This is a genomic window from Dyella acidisoli (genome assembly GCF_030160295.1).
In the GTDB taxonomy this organism is placed as follows: Bacteria; Pseudomonadota; Gammaproteobacteria; order Xanthomonadales; family Rhodanobacteraceae; genus Dyella_B; species Dyella_B acidisoli.
Genome location: NZ_BSOB01000016.1, coordinates 18,870 through 37,042 on the forward strand (window position 1 = coordinate 18,870; position 18,173 = coordinate 37,042).

Sequence of the window (18,173 nt, forward strand, 5' to 3'; positions counted from 1 at the left end):
GTTTCAACCACAACATTCAGCCCATCGACGATGCTGCGCGTGGAGGTGGCAGCGTGTATCTGAGCGGGTTTTCGCCCTTCCCACAAAGTGCATTCGCCATTGCCAATAAATTGCATGACGAAGCCGACGCTGATTTCAGCAGCGTGCATGGCACGGTGGTGGTGGGCAAGCCGGATTGGGTGCAGGCGAAGCCGGTGGATGAGCAAAGGTAGATTGGGGTGCGAACCACAACGTTGGCATGTCTATCAGGGGGACGATGTTGGGGTTTGCACCCCAACCCACATCAACCTGGCGCTAGCAGCGCATCCAGATCGGACTGATCGAAACTCAGCCTCTCACGCGTACCGCCGCCTTCCAGCACCGCTTCGGCCAATTCCGCCTTGCGTGCTTTCAGTTCTTCGATACGTTCTTCGACCGTGCCTGCCGTGATCAAGCGGAACACGAACACCGGCTTGTCCTGTCCGATGCGATGGGCACGATCGCTGGCTTGCGCTTCAGCGGCGGGATTCCACCACGGGTCGTAGTGGATGACCGTATCGGCGGCGGTAAGGTTGAGGCCTACGCCACCGGCTTTCAGTGAAAGCAGGAACAGCGGTACATCGCCTTCCTGGAAGCGCTGCACTGGCTCAGCACGATCGCGCGTTTCGCCCGTGAGCATCACGTAGCTGATGCGATGGCGTTCCAATTCATTCGCGATCAGCTTGAGCATTTCGGTGAACTGCGAGAACAGCAGCACTTTGCGGCCTTCGGCGAGGAGCGCAGGCAGCATGTCCATCAGCAATTCAAACTTCGCCGAGTCACGCACGCCGCGCGCGGCCTCCAGTTTCACCAGGCGCGGATCGCAGCACACTTGGCGCAGTTTGAGCAGTGCATCGAGCACCACGATGCCGCTGTGCGCGATACCGCGTTGAGCAATCACCTCGCGCAGTTCGTCGGCAAGCGACAGGCGCAGGCTTTCGTACAGTTCGCGCTGACGGCCATCGAGCACCACGCGACGAGTGATTTCGGTTTTCGACGGCAGCTCTGACGCAACTTGCGACTTGGTTCTGCGCAGGATGAACGGTGCGAGGCGTCGATTGAGGCGCGCCTGACAGTCTTCGTCGCGTTGCTTTTCGATCGGCACGCGGTAGTGACGACGGAATGCACCTTCGTCGCCGAGCAGGCCCGGCACGGCGAGATCCACTTGCGACCATAGTTCGCCCAGATGGTTTTCCAACGGCGTACCGGTGAGACACACGCAGCGTGGCGCACGCAGGGTAAGCGCCGCACGGCGTGCCTGTGTGCGCGGATTTTTCACCTGTTGCGCTTCATCGAACACGATCAGCGAAAACGGTTGCTTGCGCAGCGTGACCACATCGCGCGGCAGCAAGGCGTAGCTGGTAAGGATGATGTCCTGGGTGCCGATCTGCGAAAAATCACCGCTACGTTGCGGACCATGCAGAGCCAGCGCGCGCAACGATGGCGCGAAACGCGCTATTTCTGCGAGCCAGTTGGGAATGAGGCTGGTGGGCACCACGATCAACGCCGGCTGCTCCAAGGAGCCACGTTCTTTCAACGCAAGCAAGTGCGTAATCAGTTGCAGCGTCTTGCCCAGCCCCATGTCGTCGGCGAGCACGCCGCCGACACCCGCTTCGGCCAGCGCATTCAACCAGCGCAAGCCTTCACGCTGATAGGGGCGCAGTTCGACCGTGAGGCCTTCGGGGATGGCATCGCTGGCGCGTTCGGCCGCATCGCGCAGGCGCGCGGTGAAACCACGCAATTGCTCCGGCGCCTGCAGTTCACCGCCTACCGGAAGCGCCTCAACGATTTCTTCCAGACGACCCGCCTGTACGCGCGGCAGGTGCAACTTCTTCTTGGGCTTTTCAAGATATTCGGCAAGCGGCGCCAGCAGGCCACGCAGTTCTTTCAACCGCACCGGCACACGGCGGCGTTCGTCGACCGGCGCGTACCACACGGCATCTTCCGGCTCGTTCGGCGCAGGACTGAGATTGAGCTGATGTTCGGCCAGCGCTTGCGCTACCGCAGGCAGCAGGTTTCTGCGCTTGCCTTCGATTTCGATGCCGATTTCCAGATCGAAGGCGTGATCGTCAGCATCCTCGACGGCTTGGCCGTACCAGCGCACGGGACCTTCCAGCACTTCGAACGGGAAGCTGGGTGCGTATTCGAGCAGAAAACCTTCCGCTTCCAGCTTTGGCCGCAGCGCAAGCCAGCGCGCCGGCGTATTGACTTCGAGCGCGCCGGCGTGGCCCTTGCCGGGGAACAGCCAGGCGTCTTCCGGCAGGGTGTCAGCCAGATCCCAGGGTAGGCCTTCGGTATCCACCCCCAGCGTGAGGCCGGCGCGCTCGAGCTGCTCCATGGTGGACAACTCTTCGGCGCGCTTGCGCGCGATTTCGACGAGCTGGCCGTTGCGGATGCGACGCACCAGCGGCTCACCGCCGCGTCCCGGCAAACGCTCGCCGGCGTAATCGAAGGCGAGCCGCGCATACGCTAGCGGTGGCGTGCCCGCGGCCAGGCGCGCGTGACGCGTGAGCGCGTGCAGAGTAAGCACGGGTTTGGGGGCAAGCTCAGCGCGACGCAATTCACCGAACACTTGCGGCAGCGGAATGCGGTGCGCCAAGCGGCTCTGAGGCAAGGCGCGGCGCAGGGTGCGGCTGTATTCGTGCTTGAGCGGCGGCAGATCCAGCCAGTGGGTTTCTTCCGGATCGGCTTCGAGATGGCCTAGTTCGGCGCGCTCGGCGTCCAGATACCACAGACCCTCCAGGCGCAGCAGGCGTTGGCTGTGAGGCAACGCCGGCAGCAAACGCTGGCTGCCGTCCTGCTCCAGTTGCCAATGCCAGTTGAGCTGGTGCGATTTGCCGCGCGACAGCCGCAGACCGGCGAGACCGCCAAGGAAGCAAGGTGCGGTGTCCAGCATTTCGGCCAGCAATGCGTTACCGACATGACCGGACAATCGCGCATAGCTGCGCGATTTGCGCAGCGTCTGCGGCAGGCCAAGTACGGAGGTGGCCAGGCGCTGCTCGTGCAAAGTCAGCACTGCATGCGCGAGCAGTTTGCTTTCCAGCGGCGCAGGACGCGAGAAGCGGCCGTGTTCGACGGGCACCAGAAGCACCGGTGCCGCATCCAGGCGCGCGTAGGGCGCGCCGTCTTCCGGCATCACCTCGAAGAAGAACCCCAGCACCAAGTGCTCGTGTGCCGGCGACGCAGAGGGCTTGCCCAGCAGCTTGCGCCACGTGCTAGGCAGGCTTTCCTCGCGCTCTTCTTCGTTCGAGGCGGAAGGATCGCCTTGCTGGTTCTCGTCCGGTAGGTGCATGCGCATGCGATCCCTGGAGCGATCAAAACCTTGAGCTTAGCAGCGATCAGGGTGCGTACCACAACCGGGTACGCACACACTTCGCAAAACGATCGTTCAATGCGTTCCGAACAAGCCTTGCGGGTATTCCGGTTTCTGCTCGCGCGCCATCAGCGCCTTCAAGCCTTCGACCGGCGTGACTTCACCATGCAGCACGGCGCGCACGCCCTTGCTGATAGGAAGATCCAGGCCGTGCTTGTCGGCCAAACGAATCACCTCGTCAGCCGTCACGACGCTTTCCACCACCTGGCCGATCTGTGCGACGGCTTCGTGAATACCGATGCCCTGCCCCAATGCCAGTCCCAGACGACGGTTGCGCGATAGATCACCGGTGCACGTAAGCACCAGGTCACCCAGGCCGGACAATCCCATCAAGGTTTCCGGCTTCGCGCCGAGCGCCACGCCCAGTCGCAGCATCTCGTTCATGCCGCGCGTGATCAGGCCTGCGCGCGCATTGAGCCCGAGCTGCATGCCGTCGGCCACGCCGGTGGCAACGGCCAACACGTTCTTCATCGCGCCACCCAGTTCCGCACCGAGCACATCGTTGCCGGTGTAGGCACGGAAGTTCGGCGCATGCAGCAAGGTGGCCAGATGCTGTGCGAAAGCCTCGTTCTCCGAATGCACAGTGACGGCGCTGGGCATGCCAGCAGCCACCTCGCGCGCGAACGACGGGCCGGTGATGACTGCCGCAGCACGCCCCGGCAGCTTTTGCGCCACCAGTTCATGCAGGAATCGCCCAGTACCCGGCTCGAAACCTTTCGTCGCCCAGGCAATGCTGGCGCCTGGATCGAGCATGGGCGCGATCTCGTTCAGCATCTCGGCGAAGGCATGGCTGGGCACCACGACCAGCACGGTCGTGGCGCCGCGCACGGCTTTGGCCAGATCGGGCTCGAAAGTGAGTCCGGCCGGTAGCTCGAGATCTGGCAGGTAGCGCTGGTTGCGATGACTGGTCGCCATGGCAGCCAGGGCCGCCGCGTCGCGTCCCCACAAGCGAGTGGGCACGCCATTGCGCGCGGCCAGCGCGGCTAGGGCTGTTCCCCAGGAGCCAGCGCCGAGGACAGCCAGGCCATCCCGATCAACAATGGGCTGGTCGGTCATGTCAGGACCTGTTCGCTCGGTCAGCTGTTGAGCGTAGGCGCCTCGCCGCCGGTCGCCATACGGCGCTGCTGCTCGGCGTACAGGGCTTCGAAATTGATCGGCTGCAGCAGGAAGGGGGGGAAGCCGCCTTCCTGCACCAGGCTCGAGATCACTTGGCGGGCGTACGGGAAAAGCAGATTCGGGCAATAGCTGCCGATGATGCCGGCCTGGTCCGCTTCGTTGAAACCGGCGATGCCGAACAAGCCCGCCTGCTGCACTTCCGCCAGATAGGCGGTGCGCTCGTTGATGGTGCAGGTCAGTGTCAGCGTCAGCACCACTTCGTAAAGGTCGTTGCCCAGGCCGGTGGCGCGCTGGGACAGGTTGAGCTGGACCTGCGGGGCATCGGTGATTTCGCCAACTTCCTGGAAAATCTGCGGCGCGTTGGGCGCCTCGAAGGACACGTCCTTGACGTAAATCTTCTGCAGCACGAGCTGCGGCTGATTGGCCTGGCCAGTGGCTTGGCCGTTGGCGGTGATGTCTGCCATGGGTATCCCTCGGTTCGAAAGGCGAAGCGCACGAGGCGCAAAGGAGGGGAATTGTTCCATACATCCCCGTCTGTCGCCATGTCGGCGAATGCCGCTCGGGGGCGCGCTAATCCCTTCTGCGTGGGCGTCACCGGCTCTGCCTGTTCGCAGATCACAGGGGCATCGGCGAAGGCAGACTGGCCGTCTGTCGAGACGATGGACCGAAGAGATGCGGACAGGCAGAGCCGGCCCGAAGGGTGATGTCCAGAAGGCTCGCAGACTGCACCGCACGGCTTGAAAAGACAGCCAGTCTTCTCTTCACCGTGCAACACACTCTGCGAGCCTTCTGGACATCATGCCGCCTACGCAGAAGGGATTAGCGCGCCCCTGGTTACAGATTGCACATTCGGCTGTTTTTACGGGATAATGTACGGCTCGCCCAAGTTGACCCGGCCATCCGGGCATTCCGCAACGCGATGCGGACCTCACGACAACGGCGAAAAGCAACACCCTCCAGCATCGCGTGGCGCACAGCGCCGCTGGGCCGATGTCGCCCTGGCCAACGGGCGGTTTACGAATTTACGGAGGTCATCATGGCCCGTGTATGCCAAGTCACCGGAAAAGGTGTGCAGACCGGCAACAACGTCTCGCACGCTAACAACAAGACCCGCCGCCGCTGGTTGCCAAATCTGCATGAGCGCCGGTTCTGGGTTCCCAGCGAAAACCGTTGGGTCAAACTGCGCGTCTCCAACCAGGCGCTGCGCACCATCGACAAGAAGGGCATCGAGGCCGTGATCGCCGACCTGCGTGCCCGCGGCGAAAAGATCTAAGGAGCTAAGCCATGTCCAAGAGCAAGAGCGACAAGATCCGTCTGATCTCTTCGGCCGGCACCGGCCACTTCTACACCACGCAGAAGAACAAGAAGAACACACCGGAAAAGTTCGAGTTCAAGAAGTACGATCCGGTTGTGCGCAAGCACGTGATCTACAAGGAAGGCAAGATCAAGTGATTCACCGTTAGGTGGGTCATCCCGGCAAAAGTCGGGATCAAGTACCTTCTATTGAAAGCCCGCCCTCGAGGCGGGTTTTCTTTTGCCTGCGCTTGCGGACGCCCATAGCCGTTCCGCATGATCGCCACATGGACACAGCCGAAGCACTCTTCCCCAGCCTGCTTGGCGAACCCGCCTGGCGTAGCCTGCCTGAATCGGTACGCCGCATGCATGGCTTCTCGACACGTGTCGTAGCCCGCGGCAAAGCGGATGTGGAAGGCGACAGCAACTTCCTCTTGAAAACGCTGCGACGAGTGCTCGGATTGCCGTCACCCGGCCCCGGGCAATCGCTGGAGATATGCATCGAGCGTCAAGGCGTGAGTGAAACCTGGACGCGACGTTTTGCTCTTGGCCACATGCAATCGACACTGCGACGCGACGCCACATCCACTTATCTGCTCGAACGCCTCGGTCCTGTCACTTTGTGCTTCTCGTTGCGTCCCGACGCGCACGGCGTGGAGTGGTGTTTGCACGGTGCAAAGGTGTTCGGCATTCATGTGCCACGCGGATGGCTCGGTACGGTTTTGTCGCACAGCGGCGAGCGCGATGGACGCTATGCTTTCGCTATCGACACACGTTTGCCGTGGATAGGCCGCCTCGTTGCCTATCGCGGATGGTTGGAGATCGTTGATGAGTGAGCGCGCCGCACCGCCCGTAATTGTCTACGACGGTGTCTGCCTGCTATGCAGCCGCTGGGTCCGCTTCCTGCTTCAGCGCGATCATGAAGGGCACTACCGCTTTGCATCCATGCAATCGGAGAGCGGTCGCCATTTGCTGCAGACACATGGGCTGGACCCGGACTCGCCGTTTTCGATGCTGCTGGTCGAAGATGGTCACGGCTATACCGACACCACCGCCATCGCCCGCGTCCTGCGTGGCTTGCCCCGTCGTCGCTGGCATTGGCTTGGCGGGTTGATGTTGTGGATTCCGCGCACGCTGCGTGATGTCGCGTATCGCTTCGTAGCACGTCATCGCTATCGCCTGTTCGGGCGTAGTGATCAATGCTTCGTACCTTCACCAGAGCAGCTCTCGCGCTTCATCACGTAATGGTTTCGAGTTTGGCGTGAATGTCGTAATCCGCGAGCGCAGCCAGCGCCTCCTCCAGGCCGAACAATCCCAGGCACGGCATGGCCCCGCGGGTTTTGAGCGCACCGCCCGCCTTCTTCCGGGCCAGCACCACCGCAGGCATGGCCGGAATCTGCGGCCCATCTCCTGCCGCCGCATGCAGCGACCAGCGCATGCGCACCGGTCTTGCGCTTTCATCGACGCCTTGCAAAAGCATCACCATGCCACCTTCGTCGGTACCTTCATGAAGAAACCATTCGCTAATGCGCCTTAACCGGTGTGCGTGACGCGCCAGGTCTTTGATGACGCCAAGCCGTACGAGCCACGCCAGCAACCACGTGCCGAAATGAAGCCGACGCAACTCCAATCCCGCGCGAAACGTTACACGCTGCACACCCACATAGCGCTGAGGGAAAAGTGTGAGATCAGGGACATCGCATAAACCAACCCAACGCGACCCCGACACGAACGGCACACGCTTCGTCGATAACCAGCCGTATCCGCTTTGCCATTCGCCATCACGCCAAATCGGAACACGACGCCCGCAATAACCGAGTATCGCAGCCACCGTCGCGTCGCCACGAGGCGTACGATTGCCTGGGCTGATGGCGTGATCGATGGACAGCAGCGCAGCGAATCGATCGCGTAAATGATCAACCACCGCACTACTCAGCGCCGGCACCGTCGAGGCTCCACTGACCAACAGGCATCCCGCTTCACGAGCTTGTGCGTCCAACCCACCGATGCCCGCAACGAATTCACGCCCATCGGCCAGATCCACATAATCGCTGCCGCAAGCAAGACAGGCTTTTGCTACTCGATAGTCCTGCACCTGAAAGGGGCCTGCTGCGTGGATGACGAGGTCGGGCTTGAGACTGCTCAGCGCGTTGTGGAAGTCGGCAGCTTCAACATCGATCACCACCGTGTGGACAGATGGATCTCCAAGCTCATTCTGCAGATGCTCCAGTGTCGCTAGCGTGCGTCCGGCAATGGTCAATGCAAACCGAGCGTCATGCGCGAGACGCGCAGCAATGCGCGCGCCGAATACACCGGTTGCCCCAATCAACAGCACCCTAGTCGCCATGATGTATTCGCCAATAAAAAGCCCGCCGTGAAGGCGGGCTCTTGTTGAAACGTCGATGCGCGATCAGACGCCGCTGGCCACCGAATAGCCTTTCAACCGCTGTGCAAATTCCTGCAGCGCGCGAATACCGCTCTGCTCAGCCTCAACGATCCATTGTTGCAAACCCTTCAGTGCCTGATCGGCACCACGCTGTTCCATCAGCTCAGCAAGGCGGTTGCGGAATTCGCACACTGTATTGAGCACCGGACGCTTGGCCAGCACGGCCTGCATGCGCTCGCGGTTTTCGCCGTCGAGCCAACGGCCACCGTCGGCGAATGCGCGGCGCAGGCGGCGCGGGATGGACTTGATACCTTCGCCTGCATGCTGCGCTTCGTCACGCAGCGTGGGGACGATAACGTTGCGGTAGTAATCGGTCATCGCCTGGAAGCGGTGCGTAAGCACAGCTTTCAAGGTTTCGGCATCGGGCAGGTGCACGTTGGGACGCACGTCCAACGTGGGCGCCACGCGCAGCACCTTGGCCAGACCCAGCTTGCGCAGCACGCAGATAGCGGCCCAACCGATATCGAATTCCCACTTGCGCAGCGCGAACTTGGCCGAGCTGGGGAACGCGTGATGGTTGTTGTGCAGTTCTTCGCCACCGATCCAGAATCCCCAAGGAATGAGGTTGGTGGCCGTGTCGGAGCTTTCGAAGTTGCGATAGCCCCACCAGTGACCGATGCCGTTGACGAAGCCGGCCGCCCAGAACGGAATCCAGACCATCTGCACCGCCCACACGGCGGCACCGATCACGCCGAACAGCGCGAGGTTGATGATCAGCATCAGCGCCGGACCCCAGTACGGATGGCCGGTGTAGAGCTTGCGCTCGATCCAGTCGTCCGGCGTGCCGCGGCCGTACTTTTCCAGGTCTTCCTTCACGTAGCTGGCGTCGCGGTACAGCGACACGCCATCCCAGAACACCTTCTTGATGCCGTAGATCTGGGGGCTGTGCGGATCTTCTTCCGTCTCCACCTTGGCGTGGTGCTTGCGATGCACCGCCACCCACTCCTTGGTAACCATGCCCGTCGTGAGCCAGCCCCAGAAGCGGAAGAAATTCGCGATGAGGGGGTGCAGATCGACGCCGCGATGCGTCTGGCAGCGGTGCAGGTAGAGGGTGACGGTGAAGATGGTGATCTGCGTGACCACCAACAGATAAACGAGAATCGCCACCCAACCGGCCTGAGTCACCCCGCCGGAAAGGAAATGCAGCACAGCGTCGAGCATCGTGGAAAATCCTGATCGTAGAAAAAACAGTCTAGTCGAGGGTGTCCGTACCCACCAGCATGGTAAGACCCTAGCACTTCGACTTCCGTTAAACCGTGACAAGAAACGGTTGTCTGCCGGATGGGGTCACCCTGACAATCATGCAATGAACGCGCCTAAACCTGCTTTACCTCCCGTACTGCAACTTGAAGGGGTCACCCGGCGCCGCGCCGGGCGGGCGGCTGTGTCCGACCTCACCCTGCGCCTGGAAGCCGGCCAAGTCCTTGGGCTGCTTGGCGTCAACGGGGCCGGCAAGTCGACCACCCTGGCCATGGTCGCCGGGGCTTTGCGACCCGATCGCGGGGCTATTCGACTCCAAGGGCGGGACTTCCTGGAGCAGCCGGAACTGGCCCGCCAGGCCATCGGCTGGCTGCCGGAAGCTGCCCCGCTATGGCCAGAACTGACCGTCCGCGAACATCTGGAGGCCCATGGCCGCCTGCGGGGGATCGCCGGCGTACGGCTGGACGAAGCCCGCGATGCGGTGCTCGAGCGCCTGGAACTGAAGAATCTGTCGCGCCGCCTCGCCGGCGTTTTGTCGCAGGGGCAGCGGCAACGCCTCGGATTGGCCTGCGCCATGCTGCATCGCCCCGCCCTGCTGGTGCTGGATGAGCCCGCCAACGCGCTTGATCCGGTACAGGTCGTCGCCTTGCGCGCGCTGCTGCGCGAGCTGGCTGATGCTGGCACAGCTGTCATCCTCTCCACGCACCAGCTGACCGAAGTGACAGCGGTCTGCGATCGCGTAGCGATCCTGCATGAGGGTGCGTTGCGCCACGACGCGCCGCTACCTGCGGATCAACATGCCGCGCTGGAAAAAAACTTCTTCGATATTGCGATGGCCGGCAGGGCTCAAGCCGCATGACCTTATTCGCTGTGACGCGGCTGGAATTGCGCCGCCTGTTCGTGCGCCCGCTTGGCTGGATCATCGCTGCGCTCGCTCTGGCGGAGCTGGGATGGCGCTTCGCGCTGTTGCTGCAGATTTTTCTGCTCAATCAGGTAAGGCTTGCGGCCTTGCCAGATGGCCCCGGCTATACCGACCTGGTGGCTGTGCGCTTGTACAGCAGCTTCATCACTGGCAGCCCATTGCCGTTCGGCATGATCGAACTTGCGTTGCTGCTGGTGCCGTTGCTGACCATGTCTACGCTGGCAAGCGAGCGCAGCGCCGGTACGTTGCCGCTGCTGTTTTCGACGGGGCTTTCTTCCTCCCGCATCCTGCTCGGCAAATACCTGGCCGTGCTGATCTGGCTGGCGCTATGGCTGCTACTTGCGCTCGCTATTCCAGTGAGCCTCGCACACGGCGTAACGCTGGACTGGGGCAAACTTGCTGCCGCCACGCTCGGCACTTTTCTCGCGCTTGCCGTGCTTGGCGCAATCGGCGTCGCCTGTTCGGCCTTCGCCTCACATTCTGCGGTTGCCGCCGTGGCCGCGCTGATGATCAGCCTGGCGCTCAATTGCATCAACCTCGGCGCGCAGCTTGCCGGCATTAATAATGGTTTCATCAACTGGCTAGCGATGAGCACGCACCAGGAAACCTTGTTGCGCGGTCTGGTATCGAGTGCTGACGTGGTGTGGTTTCTGCTGGCCATCACCGTAGCGCTCGCACTTGGCACGCAACGCCTGGCGGCAGACAAGGAGCGCGACTGATGAACGTGTCTTTCATGCGTCGCCTCAATGGATGGCTGTTTGCACTGCTGATACTGCTTGGCGCCTGCGCGATCGGCTTTCTCACCGCGCGTCACGATCACGCCGTCGACTGGACTTACAACAGCCGCGTAAGCATGTCGCCGGAAACGCGCGCTGTGCTGGCAAAACTGGACGGCCCCGTCGACATCATCAGCTATGCAAGCCCGCAAGGCGATCTTCGCCAGACCATCGCTGCAGCGCTACAGCGCTATCAACAAGCGAAGCCGGATCTGCATCTGAGCTTCGTCGATCCGCAGCAGGATCCCGCGGCCATGCGCAACCTCGGCGTCACCGTCGATGGCGAATTGATCTTGCATTATCGCGATCGTCAGCAACGCATGGATACGCTGACCGAACGCAGCTTCACCGATGCGCTGGAGCGCCTGGTGCGCGGCAACGATCGCATCGTGGCGTTCGTTACCGGAGATGGCGAGCGTCGTGCCGATGGCCTTGGCAACGCAGACCTTGGCACTTTCGTGTCGCAACTTGAGCAGAGCGGCATGCGTGCGGTGCCGCTGAATTTCTCGCAAGTTACCAGCGTGCCCGAGCATACGGATCTGGTCGTGCTGGCCGGGCCGCAGGCGGCGCTGGCACCGGGCGCGACGAAGGCGCTCACCGATTACCTCGCCAGCGGCGGCAATCTGCTGTGGCTAGCTGATCCCGGCAATCTCGACACAAGCCTGCAACCGATCGCAGAAGCGCTCGCCATTCGCGTGTTGCCGGGTGAATTGGTCGACGCATCTTCCGCGGCGTTGGGACTGAAAGATCCGCGCATGATCGCGCTCGGCGATTATCCGCCCAGCAGGATTACCCGCGGCTTCACACTCACTACGTTGTTTCCGGAAGTCGCGCCGCTGGCAGAAGTGCGAAAGAGCGATTGGAAGCCCGAACCCTTTCTGCGCTCCAGTCCGCAAGCCACAACGCAATCACTCAATGGCAGCACAACCGCGTCGCTGAAAGGGCCGCTCGATTTCGGTTTCGCACTCAGTCGCCTGTCGCCTAGCCCCGCCAAGAGCGAGCAGCGCGTGGCTATCATCGGCAACGGCGATTTTCTTTCTAACAGTTATCTCGGCAACGGTGGCAACCGTGCGCTGGGTGAACGCATCTTCGACTGGCTATTGGGTGATGACCAGCTCATCAGCATGCCGCCACGCGGTGCACCCGATCGCGTGCTGACGGTATCGCAGGGAGAACTGAGTCTGTTGAGCGTCAGCTTCATCGTGCTCATACCACTGTTATTGCTGGTGATCGGCGGCATGATCGCTTGGCGCAGGCGACGCGCATGAAGCGGGCTGTGCGTCATCAATTGTGGCTTTTTGGTGCAGTGATCGTATTGCTTGCCGCAGCATGGTGGCAGCTGCGAACTGATCAGCACGATGCACCCGGCACGCTGCTGCCATTCCAACCAGACAAAGTCACGCATGTAGCTCTGAAAATGGGTAGCGCGCCATCCGAGCACTATGTGAAACGCGGCGAGCATTGGTGGCGCGGCGATTCAGCAACCGAAACGCGTGCCGATGATCGGCGCCTGGAAGAACTGGTGCGCATCGCTGCCGCCCCAGTACAAAGCTGGCAGCCGGCAAGCAGCTATGACCTGACAAAGATTGGCCTGGAGCCATCGCAAGCCAAGCTCGAACTGGACGACGAGACCTTGCGTTTCGGGGCCGCAACTGCGATCGGTCACAATGTTTACGTGCAGGCTGGTGAGCGCGTAGGTATCGTGTCACTACGCTATATGCCGCGCTCCGCGCAAAGCCAATCCATGCAGGCGCAGTAATATGCCCGAACTGCCCGAAGTCGAAACCACTCGACGCGGCATCGCACCCCATCTGATTGGCCGCCGCGTTGCGAACGTTATCTTGCGGCGCACGGATTTGCGCTGGCCGATTCCGCGCGAGATCACGGAACTGTTGCCCGGACAGCGCATCGACGAAGTTGAGCGCCGCGCCAAATATCTGTTGTTGCACACGCATGCCGGCAGCGCTTTGCTACATCTGGGGATGACTGGCGTGCTGCGCGTGTTGCCGCCGGATGTGCCACCCGGCATCCACGATCACGTCGATATCAGCCTGGAGCCGCTGCAAGGCGAACGCCCACGCATCCTTCGTTTTACCGATCCACGCCGCTTCGGTTGCTTGTTATGGCAAGCGCCTGGCACCACGCACGAATTACTCGTAGACCTTGGCCCTGAGCCGCTCACCGATGCTTTCGATGGCGACTTGCTATGGCAGCGCTCGCTTCACCGCAAGGCTGCGGTGAAGCTGTTCCTGATGGACAACGCGATCGTGGTGGGCGTAGGCAATATCTACGCCAGCGAGGCGCTGTTTGCTGCCGGCATCGATCCGCGCCGACCTGCCGGTACCGTCTCACGCGCGCGCTATCAACGGCTTGCCGGTGAGGTGAAGCGCATTCTTGCCTGGGCGATCGAGCGCGGCGGCACGACATTGCGCGATTTTCTCAATCCGGATGGTGCACCGGGTTATTTTTTTCGCGAGCTGTTTGTGTACGGACGCGAAGGCGAGCCGTGCAAGGTGTGTGGCACGGCGATACGACAGCAAGTGATCGGGCAGCGATCGACGTTTTGGTGTCCGAAGTGCCAGAAGTGATGTAATCCCCAGATGTCCGTCATTCCCGCGAAAGCGGGAATCCATTTTGCTCTGGTGTAAAAAAGCGAAGATGGATTCCCGCTTCCGCGGGAATGACGACCATATGGTTACTTATCCATCCCTGGCCAGTAGAACTCAACGTAAGTATTGTTGAATTGCGGATCGTCGAATCCACCACCTAATTCCGCAGTCAGGCCACCGAAGATACCGTCGACATCCAGCGCCTGCCCATCGACGAAACGCGCACCCAACGCCTCCAGCTCGATCAACCGCTGGCATAGCGCACCCGCACGATCCGTTTCGCTTTCCGGCACATTGCGCAGACTAATGTCCGGGCGGCCGAACTTGCGCAAACCGCGCGTGTGCACCCAATAGCGGCCTGCTTCGTCTTCATCGCGCAGAATCAGTACGTGGTTGCGCAACGGTGCGCCGTCCTTGACCAGATAACGATCGCGCCACTCCGCTGCATCGAACAAGGTAAGAATCTGCGGATCAAGAATCGCCACGCCGCCGATGTCGAGCAGGCCCGCTAACACGCCAAGCGTGTCACGCAGATAGCCGGTATCGCCTTGATCCTTGAAGCGTCCGTGCACCACCAGCACCTGCGGTGCTGCCATGGCTTCTTCGTAGGCTTCCGGCGAATCGTTCTTGAACAGCTCGCCCAGGGGACCTTTCAGCGGATAGCCTTCCCAATCGCGCAACACATGATGATGATGGCTGCTGAGTTGTACTTCTTCCGGCAAACCATCGCTGCCATAAACCGCGGAAGGTACGCGGGTGGGCTGGAAATTGCCGAATACGTAGAACTGCAGGACGATTTCTTCATCGCTGGACTGCCAATGCGGACGCTGCCAGGCCGGGAAATAGATGACCGGATTGCTCATGATTGTTCCTTTTATGTTGCCAGCCCGGATCAGGGTTTCTCTTCCAGCGGCAAGGAGGGCTGTTTTAGCTCGATACGGCCTTGTCCGCGCGTGATCTTCTTGAACTCGGCACGGCTCACCGAGACATAACGTTCGTTGCCGCCGATCTCAACTTGCGGCCCTTCGGTAATCGCTCGCCCTTGCTCGTCTACGCGCACCACCATGGTGGCCTTGCGGCCGGTATGGCAGATGGTTTTGATTTCTTCCAAGCTGTCGGCCCAGGCCAGCAGATAGCAGCTGCCTTCGAACAGTTCGCCGCGAAAATCCGTGCGCAGGCCGTAAGCCAGCACGGGAATGTTGAGCTCATCGACCACGTCAGTGAGCTGCCACACCTGCGCCTTGCTGAGAAACTGCGCCTCGTCCACGAACACGCAGTGCAGATCGCCATATGCAGCGATATCCCCTCGCACCGAGGCCAACAGGTCAGTGTGCGCCGTAAAACGCTGCGCCTGCGAACGCAAGCCAATGCGCGAAGCCACCACGCCCTCGCCGTAGCGATTGTCCAGCGCAGGGGTAAGAATCAGGGTGCGCATGCCCCGCTCGTAATAGTTGTACGCGCTCTGCAGCAAGTTGGTGGTCTTGCCGGCGTTCATCGACGAATAATAGAAGTAGAGCTTGGCCATGCGGATCGGCGGGCTTGCGGAATGGCGAATGGTAACCCGGCTGGCTGCCACCGTGACGGATTGGTTTCAAGCCTGCTCCAGCGGCGCCTGGTTTGCTAGGATCGGTCTTCGCGCTGCACCCAGCTGACCGATTCGACCGACGCATGCTCAACCCCCAACAACTGGCCGCTGTCGAACACGTCGACAGCCCGCTGCTGGTGCTCGCAGGCGCCGGCTCTGGAAAAACCTCCGTCATTACGCAGAAGATCGCGCACTTGGTGCAGCGCCGTAAATTGGCAGCGTCACGCATCGCTGCGATCACCTTCACCAACAAAGCCGCGCGCGAGATGCGCGAACGCGTGAGCAAGTTGGTGAGTGCTGAAGATGCTCAGGCGCTGACCGTGTGCACGTTTCATGCGTTGGGCCTGAAATTTCTGCAGATGGAACATGCGCGCGCCGGTATGCGCCGCGGCTTCTCCGTGCTGGACGCCGACGACAGCGAGAACATCGTCAAGGAACTTGCACCCAAGGGCGTCAAGCCAGATGTGCTGTTCGGCCTGCGCAACCTGCTCAGCCGCGCCAAGAACAGCGGACTGTCTCCCGAAGAAGCGCTGGCCGCCGCACGCAGCCCGCGCGAGCTGGAAGCGGCCACCATCTATGAGCTTTACCAGCAGCGCCTGACCGCCTTCAACGCGGTAGATTTCGATGATTTGATTCGCTTGCCGCTGCGCATTCTCGAAAGCGACCAGGAATGCCGCGATACATGGCGCGAGCGCCTGCGCTATCTGCTTGTAGACGAATACCAGGACACCAATGATGCGCAATATCGCCTGCTGAAAGTGCTCGCTGGTGATCGCGGCAGCTTCACGTGCGTGGGTGACGATGATCAGTCCATCTATGCTTGGCGCGGTGCGAATCCGGAGAACATCGAGCAGCTCGGCAAAGATTGGCCCAGCCTTCGGGTCATCAAGCTGGAGCAGAACTATCGCTGCGGTCGACGCATTCTGCGTGCAGCCAATCAGCTGATCGCCAACAATCCGCATTTGCACGCCAAGAAACTGTGGAGCGAGCATCCGGAAGGTGCGCCGATCCGCGTGATCGAATGCAAGGAAGCCGAGCACGAGGCCGAACGCATCGCCGGCATGGCCGCCACCTTGGCGGAAAAGCACAAGGTGCGCTGGCATGATATGGCGATCCTGTACCGTGGCAACTTCCAGGCACGTCCGCTGGAAAAAGCGCTGCGCCTCGCACGCGTGCCGTATCACCTGACCGGTGCGCTTTCCTTCCTGGATCGCGCGGAAGTGAAGGATCTGCTCTGTTATCTGCGCCTGCTTACCAATCCCAGCGACGATGCCGCATTTCTGCGCGTGGTGAATGTGCCCAAGCGGGAAATCGGCGCCACCACGCTGGAGAAACTTGGGCAGATCGCACAAACGAAACACTGCTCGCTGCTCGAAGCCACCCGCAGCGACAGCGTGCTACGCCAATTGAGCCCGCGCCCTGCTGCAGCACTGGCATCGTTCTCAGGATTGCTGGATGAACTGCGCAGCGCCTCGCTGCACGAGAGCGCCGCAGACCTGGTCGATCGCGTGCTGACGCGCACCCAATACGCCGCACACATTGCGGCTGGCACACAGGACGCCTCCCTGCGCGATCGCCGCCTAGGCAATCTGCGCGAGCTGTCCGACTGGTTCCGCGCCATGCAAAAGGGTGGCAACAGCGCAGGCGATCTTGCCTCGCAGTTGGCCTTGCTCACGCATGCCGATCGCGACGAACCCGGCAACGCACTGCGCATGATGACGATGCACGCTGCAAAAGGGCTGGAGTTCCGCTTTGTTTTCATCGTCGGCTGTGAGGAAGGCACGCTGCCGAACGACGCCGCAATCGACGAAGGCCGCGTGGAGGAAGAACGCCGCCTGATGTATGTGGGCATTACCCGCGCCAAGGAGTTGCTGACGCTGTCGTGGTCGTCCAAGACGAAACGCTATGGCGAAATCCACAGCAACCAACCCAGCCGCTTCCTGCACGAACTGCCGCAGGACGATTTGCATTGGGAAGGCAAAGACCTGGAAGCCGACAAGGAAGCGGTGCGTGAAACCGCCGAATCGCACATGGCGAAGATCGCCGCGATGCTGGCCGGCAACTGAGTTGCAGTCATGAGCGATCACAGTTTTTCGGATGAGCAGCGCGCGGGCCTGTATCGCGCCATTCACGAGCGTCGCGACGTACGCTCTCAATTCCTGCCCGATCCCATTGCACCGGACGTGCTGGCACGCTTGCTCAAGGCGGCACATCACGCGCCTTCGGTCGGCTTCATGCAGCCTTGGGATTTCATCGTCATCGACAGCATCGATGTGAAGCGCGCGGTGAAGGCGCTCTACGATGATGCGAACGCCGATGCGGCCCAAAATTACTCAGACGAACGCGCAGCGCTATACCGTCGATTGAAGCTCGAAGGTATCGTCGACAGCCCGATCAATCTCTGCATCACCTGTGACCGCCAGCGCGGCGGCCCGCACGTACTCGGCCGCCATACGATGCTTGAGACGGATCTCTTCAGCACCTGCCTGGCCGTGCAGAACCTGTGGCTGGCAGCGCGTGCCGAAGGCATCGGCGTGGGCTGGGTGAGCATCGTCGATCCGGCGCGGCTGGCCGAGACCTTGAAGCTGCCTGCACAGGTCTATCCACTGGCTTATCTTTGCCTTGGCTATGTCAGTGAATTCTTGCCCAAGCCGGAATTGGAAATTGCCGGCTGGCGTTCACGCTTGCCGCTGGAGCAATTGCTTCACGCCAATACGTGGGATGGCAGCATCGATGACCATGCACTGATGGCCGCTATACGCGAACCGTAAGTCGAACCTTTGTAGGTTGGCTTCATCCCCAACTTGATGACACCTCACCCCAACCTAGAGAGCG

19 protein-coding genes are annotated in these 18,173 nt (G+C 61.4%); 12 read left to right on the forward strand and 7 right to left on the reverse strand.

All coding sequences use genetic code 11. The features are described from left to right. The first annotated feature begins 53 nt into the window (after nt 1–53). Nucleotides 54–212: a hypothetical protein gene (locus QQJ86_RS09045; protein ID WP_284320608.1), complete on the forward strand. Its 159-nt coding sequence runs from the start codon at nt 54–56 to the stop codon at nt 210–212. Nucleotides 213–283: 71 nt separating this feature from the next. On the opposite strand, the gene QQJ86_RS09050 is transcribed toward QQJ86_RS09045, so the two are convergent. The 3 genes from QQJ86_RS09050 to secB all read right to left on the reverse strand — a co-directional run bounded on the left by QQJ86_RS09050 (nt 284) and on the right by secB (nt 4,971). After that, nucleotides 284–3,310, reverse strand: a complete 3,027-nt coding sequence (locus tag QQJ86_RS09050) for a DEAD/DEAH box helicase (RefSeq protein WP_284320609.1) — start codon at nt 3,308–3,310, stop codon at nt 284–286. Nucleotides 3,311–3,406: 96 nt separating this feature from the next. Continuing rightward, nucleotides 3,407–4,447, reverse strand: a complete 1,041-nt coding sequence (locus QQJ86_RS09055; RefSeq protein WP_284320610.1) for an NAD(P)H-dependent glycerol-3-phosphate dehydrogenase — start codon at nt 4,445–4,447, stop codon at nt 3,407–3,409. A 20-nt stretch (nt 4,448–4,467) separates the two neighbouring features. Then, nucleotides 4,468–4,971 carry a protein-export chaperone SecB gene (secB, locus tag QQJ86_RS09060; protein ID WP_284320611.1) on the reverse strand — a complete coding sequence of 168 codons (504 nt, stop codon included), beginning with the start codon at nt 4,969–4,971 and terminating at the stop codon, nt 4,468–4,470. A gap of 572 nt (nt 4,972–5,543) precedes the next feature. Here secB and rpmB point away from each other — a divergent pair. From rpmB to QQJ86_RS09080, 4 genes are all read left to right on the forward strand, one after another. After that, complete coding sequence (gene rpmB, locus QQJ86_RS09065; RefSeq protein ID WP_115477825.1) at nt 5,544–5,780, forward strand: 50S ribosomal protein L28; 237 nt, start codon at nt 5,544–5,546, stop codon at nt 5,778–5,780. Between the two features lie 11 nt (nt 5,781–5,791). Beyond that, nucleotides 5,792–5,959: a 50S ribosomal protein L33 gene (gene rpmG / locus QQJ86_RS09070; RefSeq protein WP_126685625.1), complete on the forward strand. Its 168-nt coding sequence runs from the start codon at nt 5,792–5,794 to the stop codon at nt 5,957–5,959. A 128-nt stretch (nt 5,960–6,087) separates the two neighbouring features. After that, nucleotides 6,088–6,636 (forward strand): DUF4166 domain-containing protein, encoded by a 549-nt coding sequence (locus QQJ86_RS09075; protein WP_284320612.1) that lies wholly within the window; start codon nt 6,088–6,090, stop codon nt 6,634–6,636. Beyond that, nucleotides 6,629–7,045 carry a thiol-disulfide oxidoreductase DCC family protein gene (locus tag QQJ86_RS09080; protein WP_423372875.1) on the forward strand — a complete coding sequence of 139 codons (417 nt, stop codon included), beginning with the start codon at nt 6,629–6,631 and terminating at the stop codon, nt 7,043–7,045. Before QQJ86_RS09075 ends, QQJ86_RS09080 begins: the two co-directional genes overlap by 8 nt. Here the strand turns inward: QQJ86_RS09080 and QQJ86_RS09085 are convergent. Next, on the reverse strand, nt 7,038–8,147 hold the full coding sequence (locus tag QQJ86_RS09085; protein WP_284320614.1) for a saccharopine dehydrogenase family protein: 1,110 nt from the start codon (nt 8,145–8,147) through the stop codon (nt 7,038–7,040). The genes QQJ86_RS09080 and QQJ86_RS09085 overlap by 8 nt on opposite strands. Before the next feature lie 63 nt (nt 8,148–8,210). Then, nucleotides 8,211–9,407: a DesA family fatty acid desaturase gene (locus tag QQJ86_RS09090; RefSeq protein ID WP_284320615.1), complete on the reverse strand. Its 1,197-nt coding sequence runs from the start codon at nt 9,405–9,407 to the stop codon at nt 8,211–8,213. Nucleotides 9,408–9,552: 145 nt separating this feature from the next. On the opposite strand from QQJ86_RS09090, the gene QQJ86_RS09095 reads away from it, so the two are divergent. From QQJ86_RS09095 to mutM, 5 genes are read left to right on the forward strand one after another with little or no spacing between them, the layout of a single operon-like run. Then, nucleotides 9,553–10,305, forward strand: a complete 753-nt coding sequence (locus QQJ86_RS09095) for an ABC transporter ATP-binding protein (protein WP_284320616.1) — start codon at nt 9,553–9,555, stop codon at nt 10,303–10,305. Continuing rightward, on the forward strand, nt 10,302–11,087 hold the full coding sequence (locus QQJ86_RS09100) for an ABC transporter permease (RefSeq protein ID WP_284320617.1): 786 nt from the start codon (nt 10,302–10,304) through the stop codon (nt 11,085–11,087). Before QQJ86_RS09095 ends, QQJ86_RS09100 begins: the two co-directional genes overlap by 4 nt. Then, complete coding sequence (locus QQJ86_RS09105; protein WP_284320618.1) at nt 11,087–12,412, forward strand: GldG family protein; 1,326 nt, start codon at nt 11,087–11,089, stop codon at nt 12,410–12,412. Before QQJ86_RS09100 ends, QQJ86_RS09105 begins: the two co-directional genes overlap by 1 nt. Further along, the gene (locus QQJ86_RS09110) at nt 12,409–12,903 is read left to right on the forward strand and encodes a hypothetical protein (protein WP_284320619.1); all 495 of its coding nucleotides are present in this window, start codon (nt 12,409–12,411) and stop codon (nt 12,901–12,903) included. Before QQJ86_RS09105 ends, QQJ86_RS09110 begins: the two co-directional genes overlap by 4 nt. A gap of 1 nt (nt 12,904) precedes the next feature. Next, nucleotides 12,905–13,732, forward strand: a complete 828-nt coding sequence (mutM, locus tag QQJ86_RS09115; RefSeq protein ID WP_284320620.1) for a bifunctional DNA-formamidopyrimidine glycosylase/DNA-(apurinic or apyrimidinic site) lyase — start codon at nt 12,905–12,907, stop codon at nt 13,730–13,732. A gap of 107 nt (nt 13,733–13,839) precedes the next feature. Here mutM and QQJ86_RS09120 read toward each other — a convergent pair whose 3' ends face one another. Together QQJ86_RS09120 and QQJ86_RS09125 are read right to left on the reverse strand one after the other, a co-directional pair. After that, entirely contained in the window at nt 13,840–14,616 is a 777-nt protein-coding gene (locus QQJ86_RS09120) for a hypothetical protein (protein WP_284320621.1), read from the reverse strand. A 29-nt stretch (nt 14,617–14,645) separates the two neighbouring features. Further along, nucleotides 14,646–15,278 (reverse strand): thymidine kinase, encoded by a 633-nt coding sequence (locus QQJ86_RS09125; protein ID WP_284320622.1) that lies wholly within the window; start codon nt 15,276–15,278, stop codon nt 14,646–14,648. 143 nt (nt 15,279–15,421) lie between these two features. Here QQJ86_RS09125 and QQJ86_RS09130 point away from each other — a divergent pair, with 143 nt between their 5' ends. Both QQJ86_RS09130 and bluB read left to right on the forward strand, forming a co-directional pair. After that, nucleotides 15,422–17,404: a UvrD-helicase domain-containing protein gene (locus QQJ86_RS09130; RefSeq protein WP_284320623.1), complete on the forward strand. Its 1,983-nt coding sequence runs from the start codon at nt 15,422–15,424 to the stop codon at nt 17,402–17,404. A 9-nt stretch (nt 17,405–17,413) separates the two neighbouring features. Beyond that, nucleotides 17,414–18,109, forward strand: coding sequence for a 5,6-dimethylbenzimidazole synthase (bluB, locus tag QQJ86_RS09135; RefSeq protein ID WP_284320624.1), 696 nt, complete (start codon nt 17,414–17,416; stop codon nt 18,107–18,109). Nucleotides 18,110–18,173 lie beyond the last annotated feature (64 nt).

Coding starts and splice junctions, on each gene's coding strand:
- QQJ86_RS09050 (WP_284320609.1), bottom strand. CDS start 3,310: ATGCACCTACCGGACGAGAACCAGCAAGGCGATCCTTCCGCCTCGAAC.
- QQJ86_RS09055 (WP_284320610.1), bottom strand. CDS start 4,447: ATGACCGACCAGCCCATTGTTGATCGGGATGGCCTGGCTGTCCTCGGC.
- secB (WP_284320611.1), bottom strand. CDS start 4,971: ATGGCAGACATCACCGCCAACGGCCAAGCCACTGGCCAGGCCAATCAG.
- rpmB (WP_115477825.1), top strand. CDS start 5,544: ATGGCCCGTGTATGCCAAGTCACCGGAAAAGGTGTGCAGACCGGCAAC.
- rpmG (WP_126685625.1), top strand. CDS start 5,792: ATGTCCAAGAGCAAGAGCGACAAGATCCGTCTGATCTCTTCGGCCGGC.
- QQJ86_RS09075 (WP_284320612.1), top strand. CDS start 6,088: ATGGACACAGCCGAAGCACTCTTCCCCAGCCTGCTTGGCGAACCCGCC.
- QQJ86_RS09080 (WP_423372875.1), top strand. CDS start 6,629: ATGAGTGAGCGCGCCGCACCGCCCGTAATTGTCTACGACGGTGTCTGC.
- QQJ86_RS09085 (WP_284320614.1), bottom strand. CDS start 8,147: ATGGCGACTAGGGTGCTGTTGATTGGGGCAACCGGTGTATTCGGCGCG.
- QQJ86_RS09090 (WP_284320615.1), bottom strand. CDS start 9,407: ATGCTCGACGCTGTGCTGCATTTCCTTTCCGGCGGGGTGACTCAGGCC.
- QQJ86_RS09095 (WP_284320616.1), top strand. CDS start 9,553: ATGAACGCGCCTAAACCTGCTTTACCTCCCGTACTGCAACTTGAAGGG.
- QQJ86_RS09100 (WP_284320617.1), top strand. CDS start 10,302: ATGACCTTATTCGCTGTGACGCGGCTGGAATTGCGCCGCCTGTTCGTG.
- QQJ86_RS09105 (WP_284320618.1), top strand. CDS start 11,087: ATGAACGTGTCTTTCATGCGTCGCCTCAATGGATGGCTGTTTGCACTG.
- QQJ86_RS09110 (WP_284320619.1), top strand. CDS start 12,409: ATGAAGCGGGCTGTGCGTCATCAATTGTGGCTTTTTGGTGCAGTGATC.
- mutM (WP_284320620.1), top strand. CDS start 12,905: ATGCCCGAACTGCCCGAAGTCGAAACCACTCGACGCGGCATCGCACCC.
- QQJ86_RS09120 (WP_284320621.1), bottom strand. CDS start 14,616: ATGAGCAATCCGGTCATCTATTTCCCGGCCTGGCAGCGTCCGCATTGG.
- QQJ86_RS09125 (WP_284320622.1), bottom strand. CDS start 15,278: ATGGCCAAGCTCTACTTCTATTATTCGTCGATGAACGCCGGCAAGACC.
- QQJ86_RS09130 (WP_284320623.1), top strand. CDS start 15,422: ATGCTCAACCCCCAACAACTGGCCGCTGTCGAACACGTCGACAGCCCG.
- bluB (WP_284320624.1), top strand. CDS start 17,414: ATGAGCGATCACAGTTTTTCGGATGAGCAGCGCGCGGGCCTGTATCGC.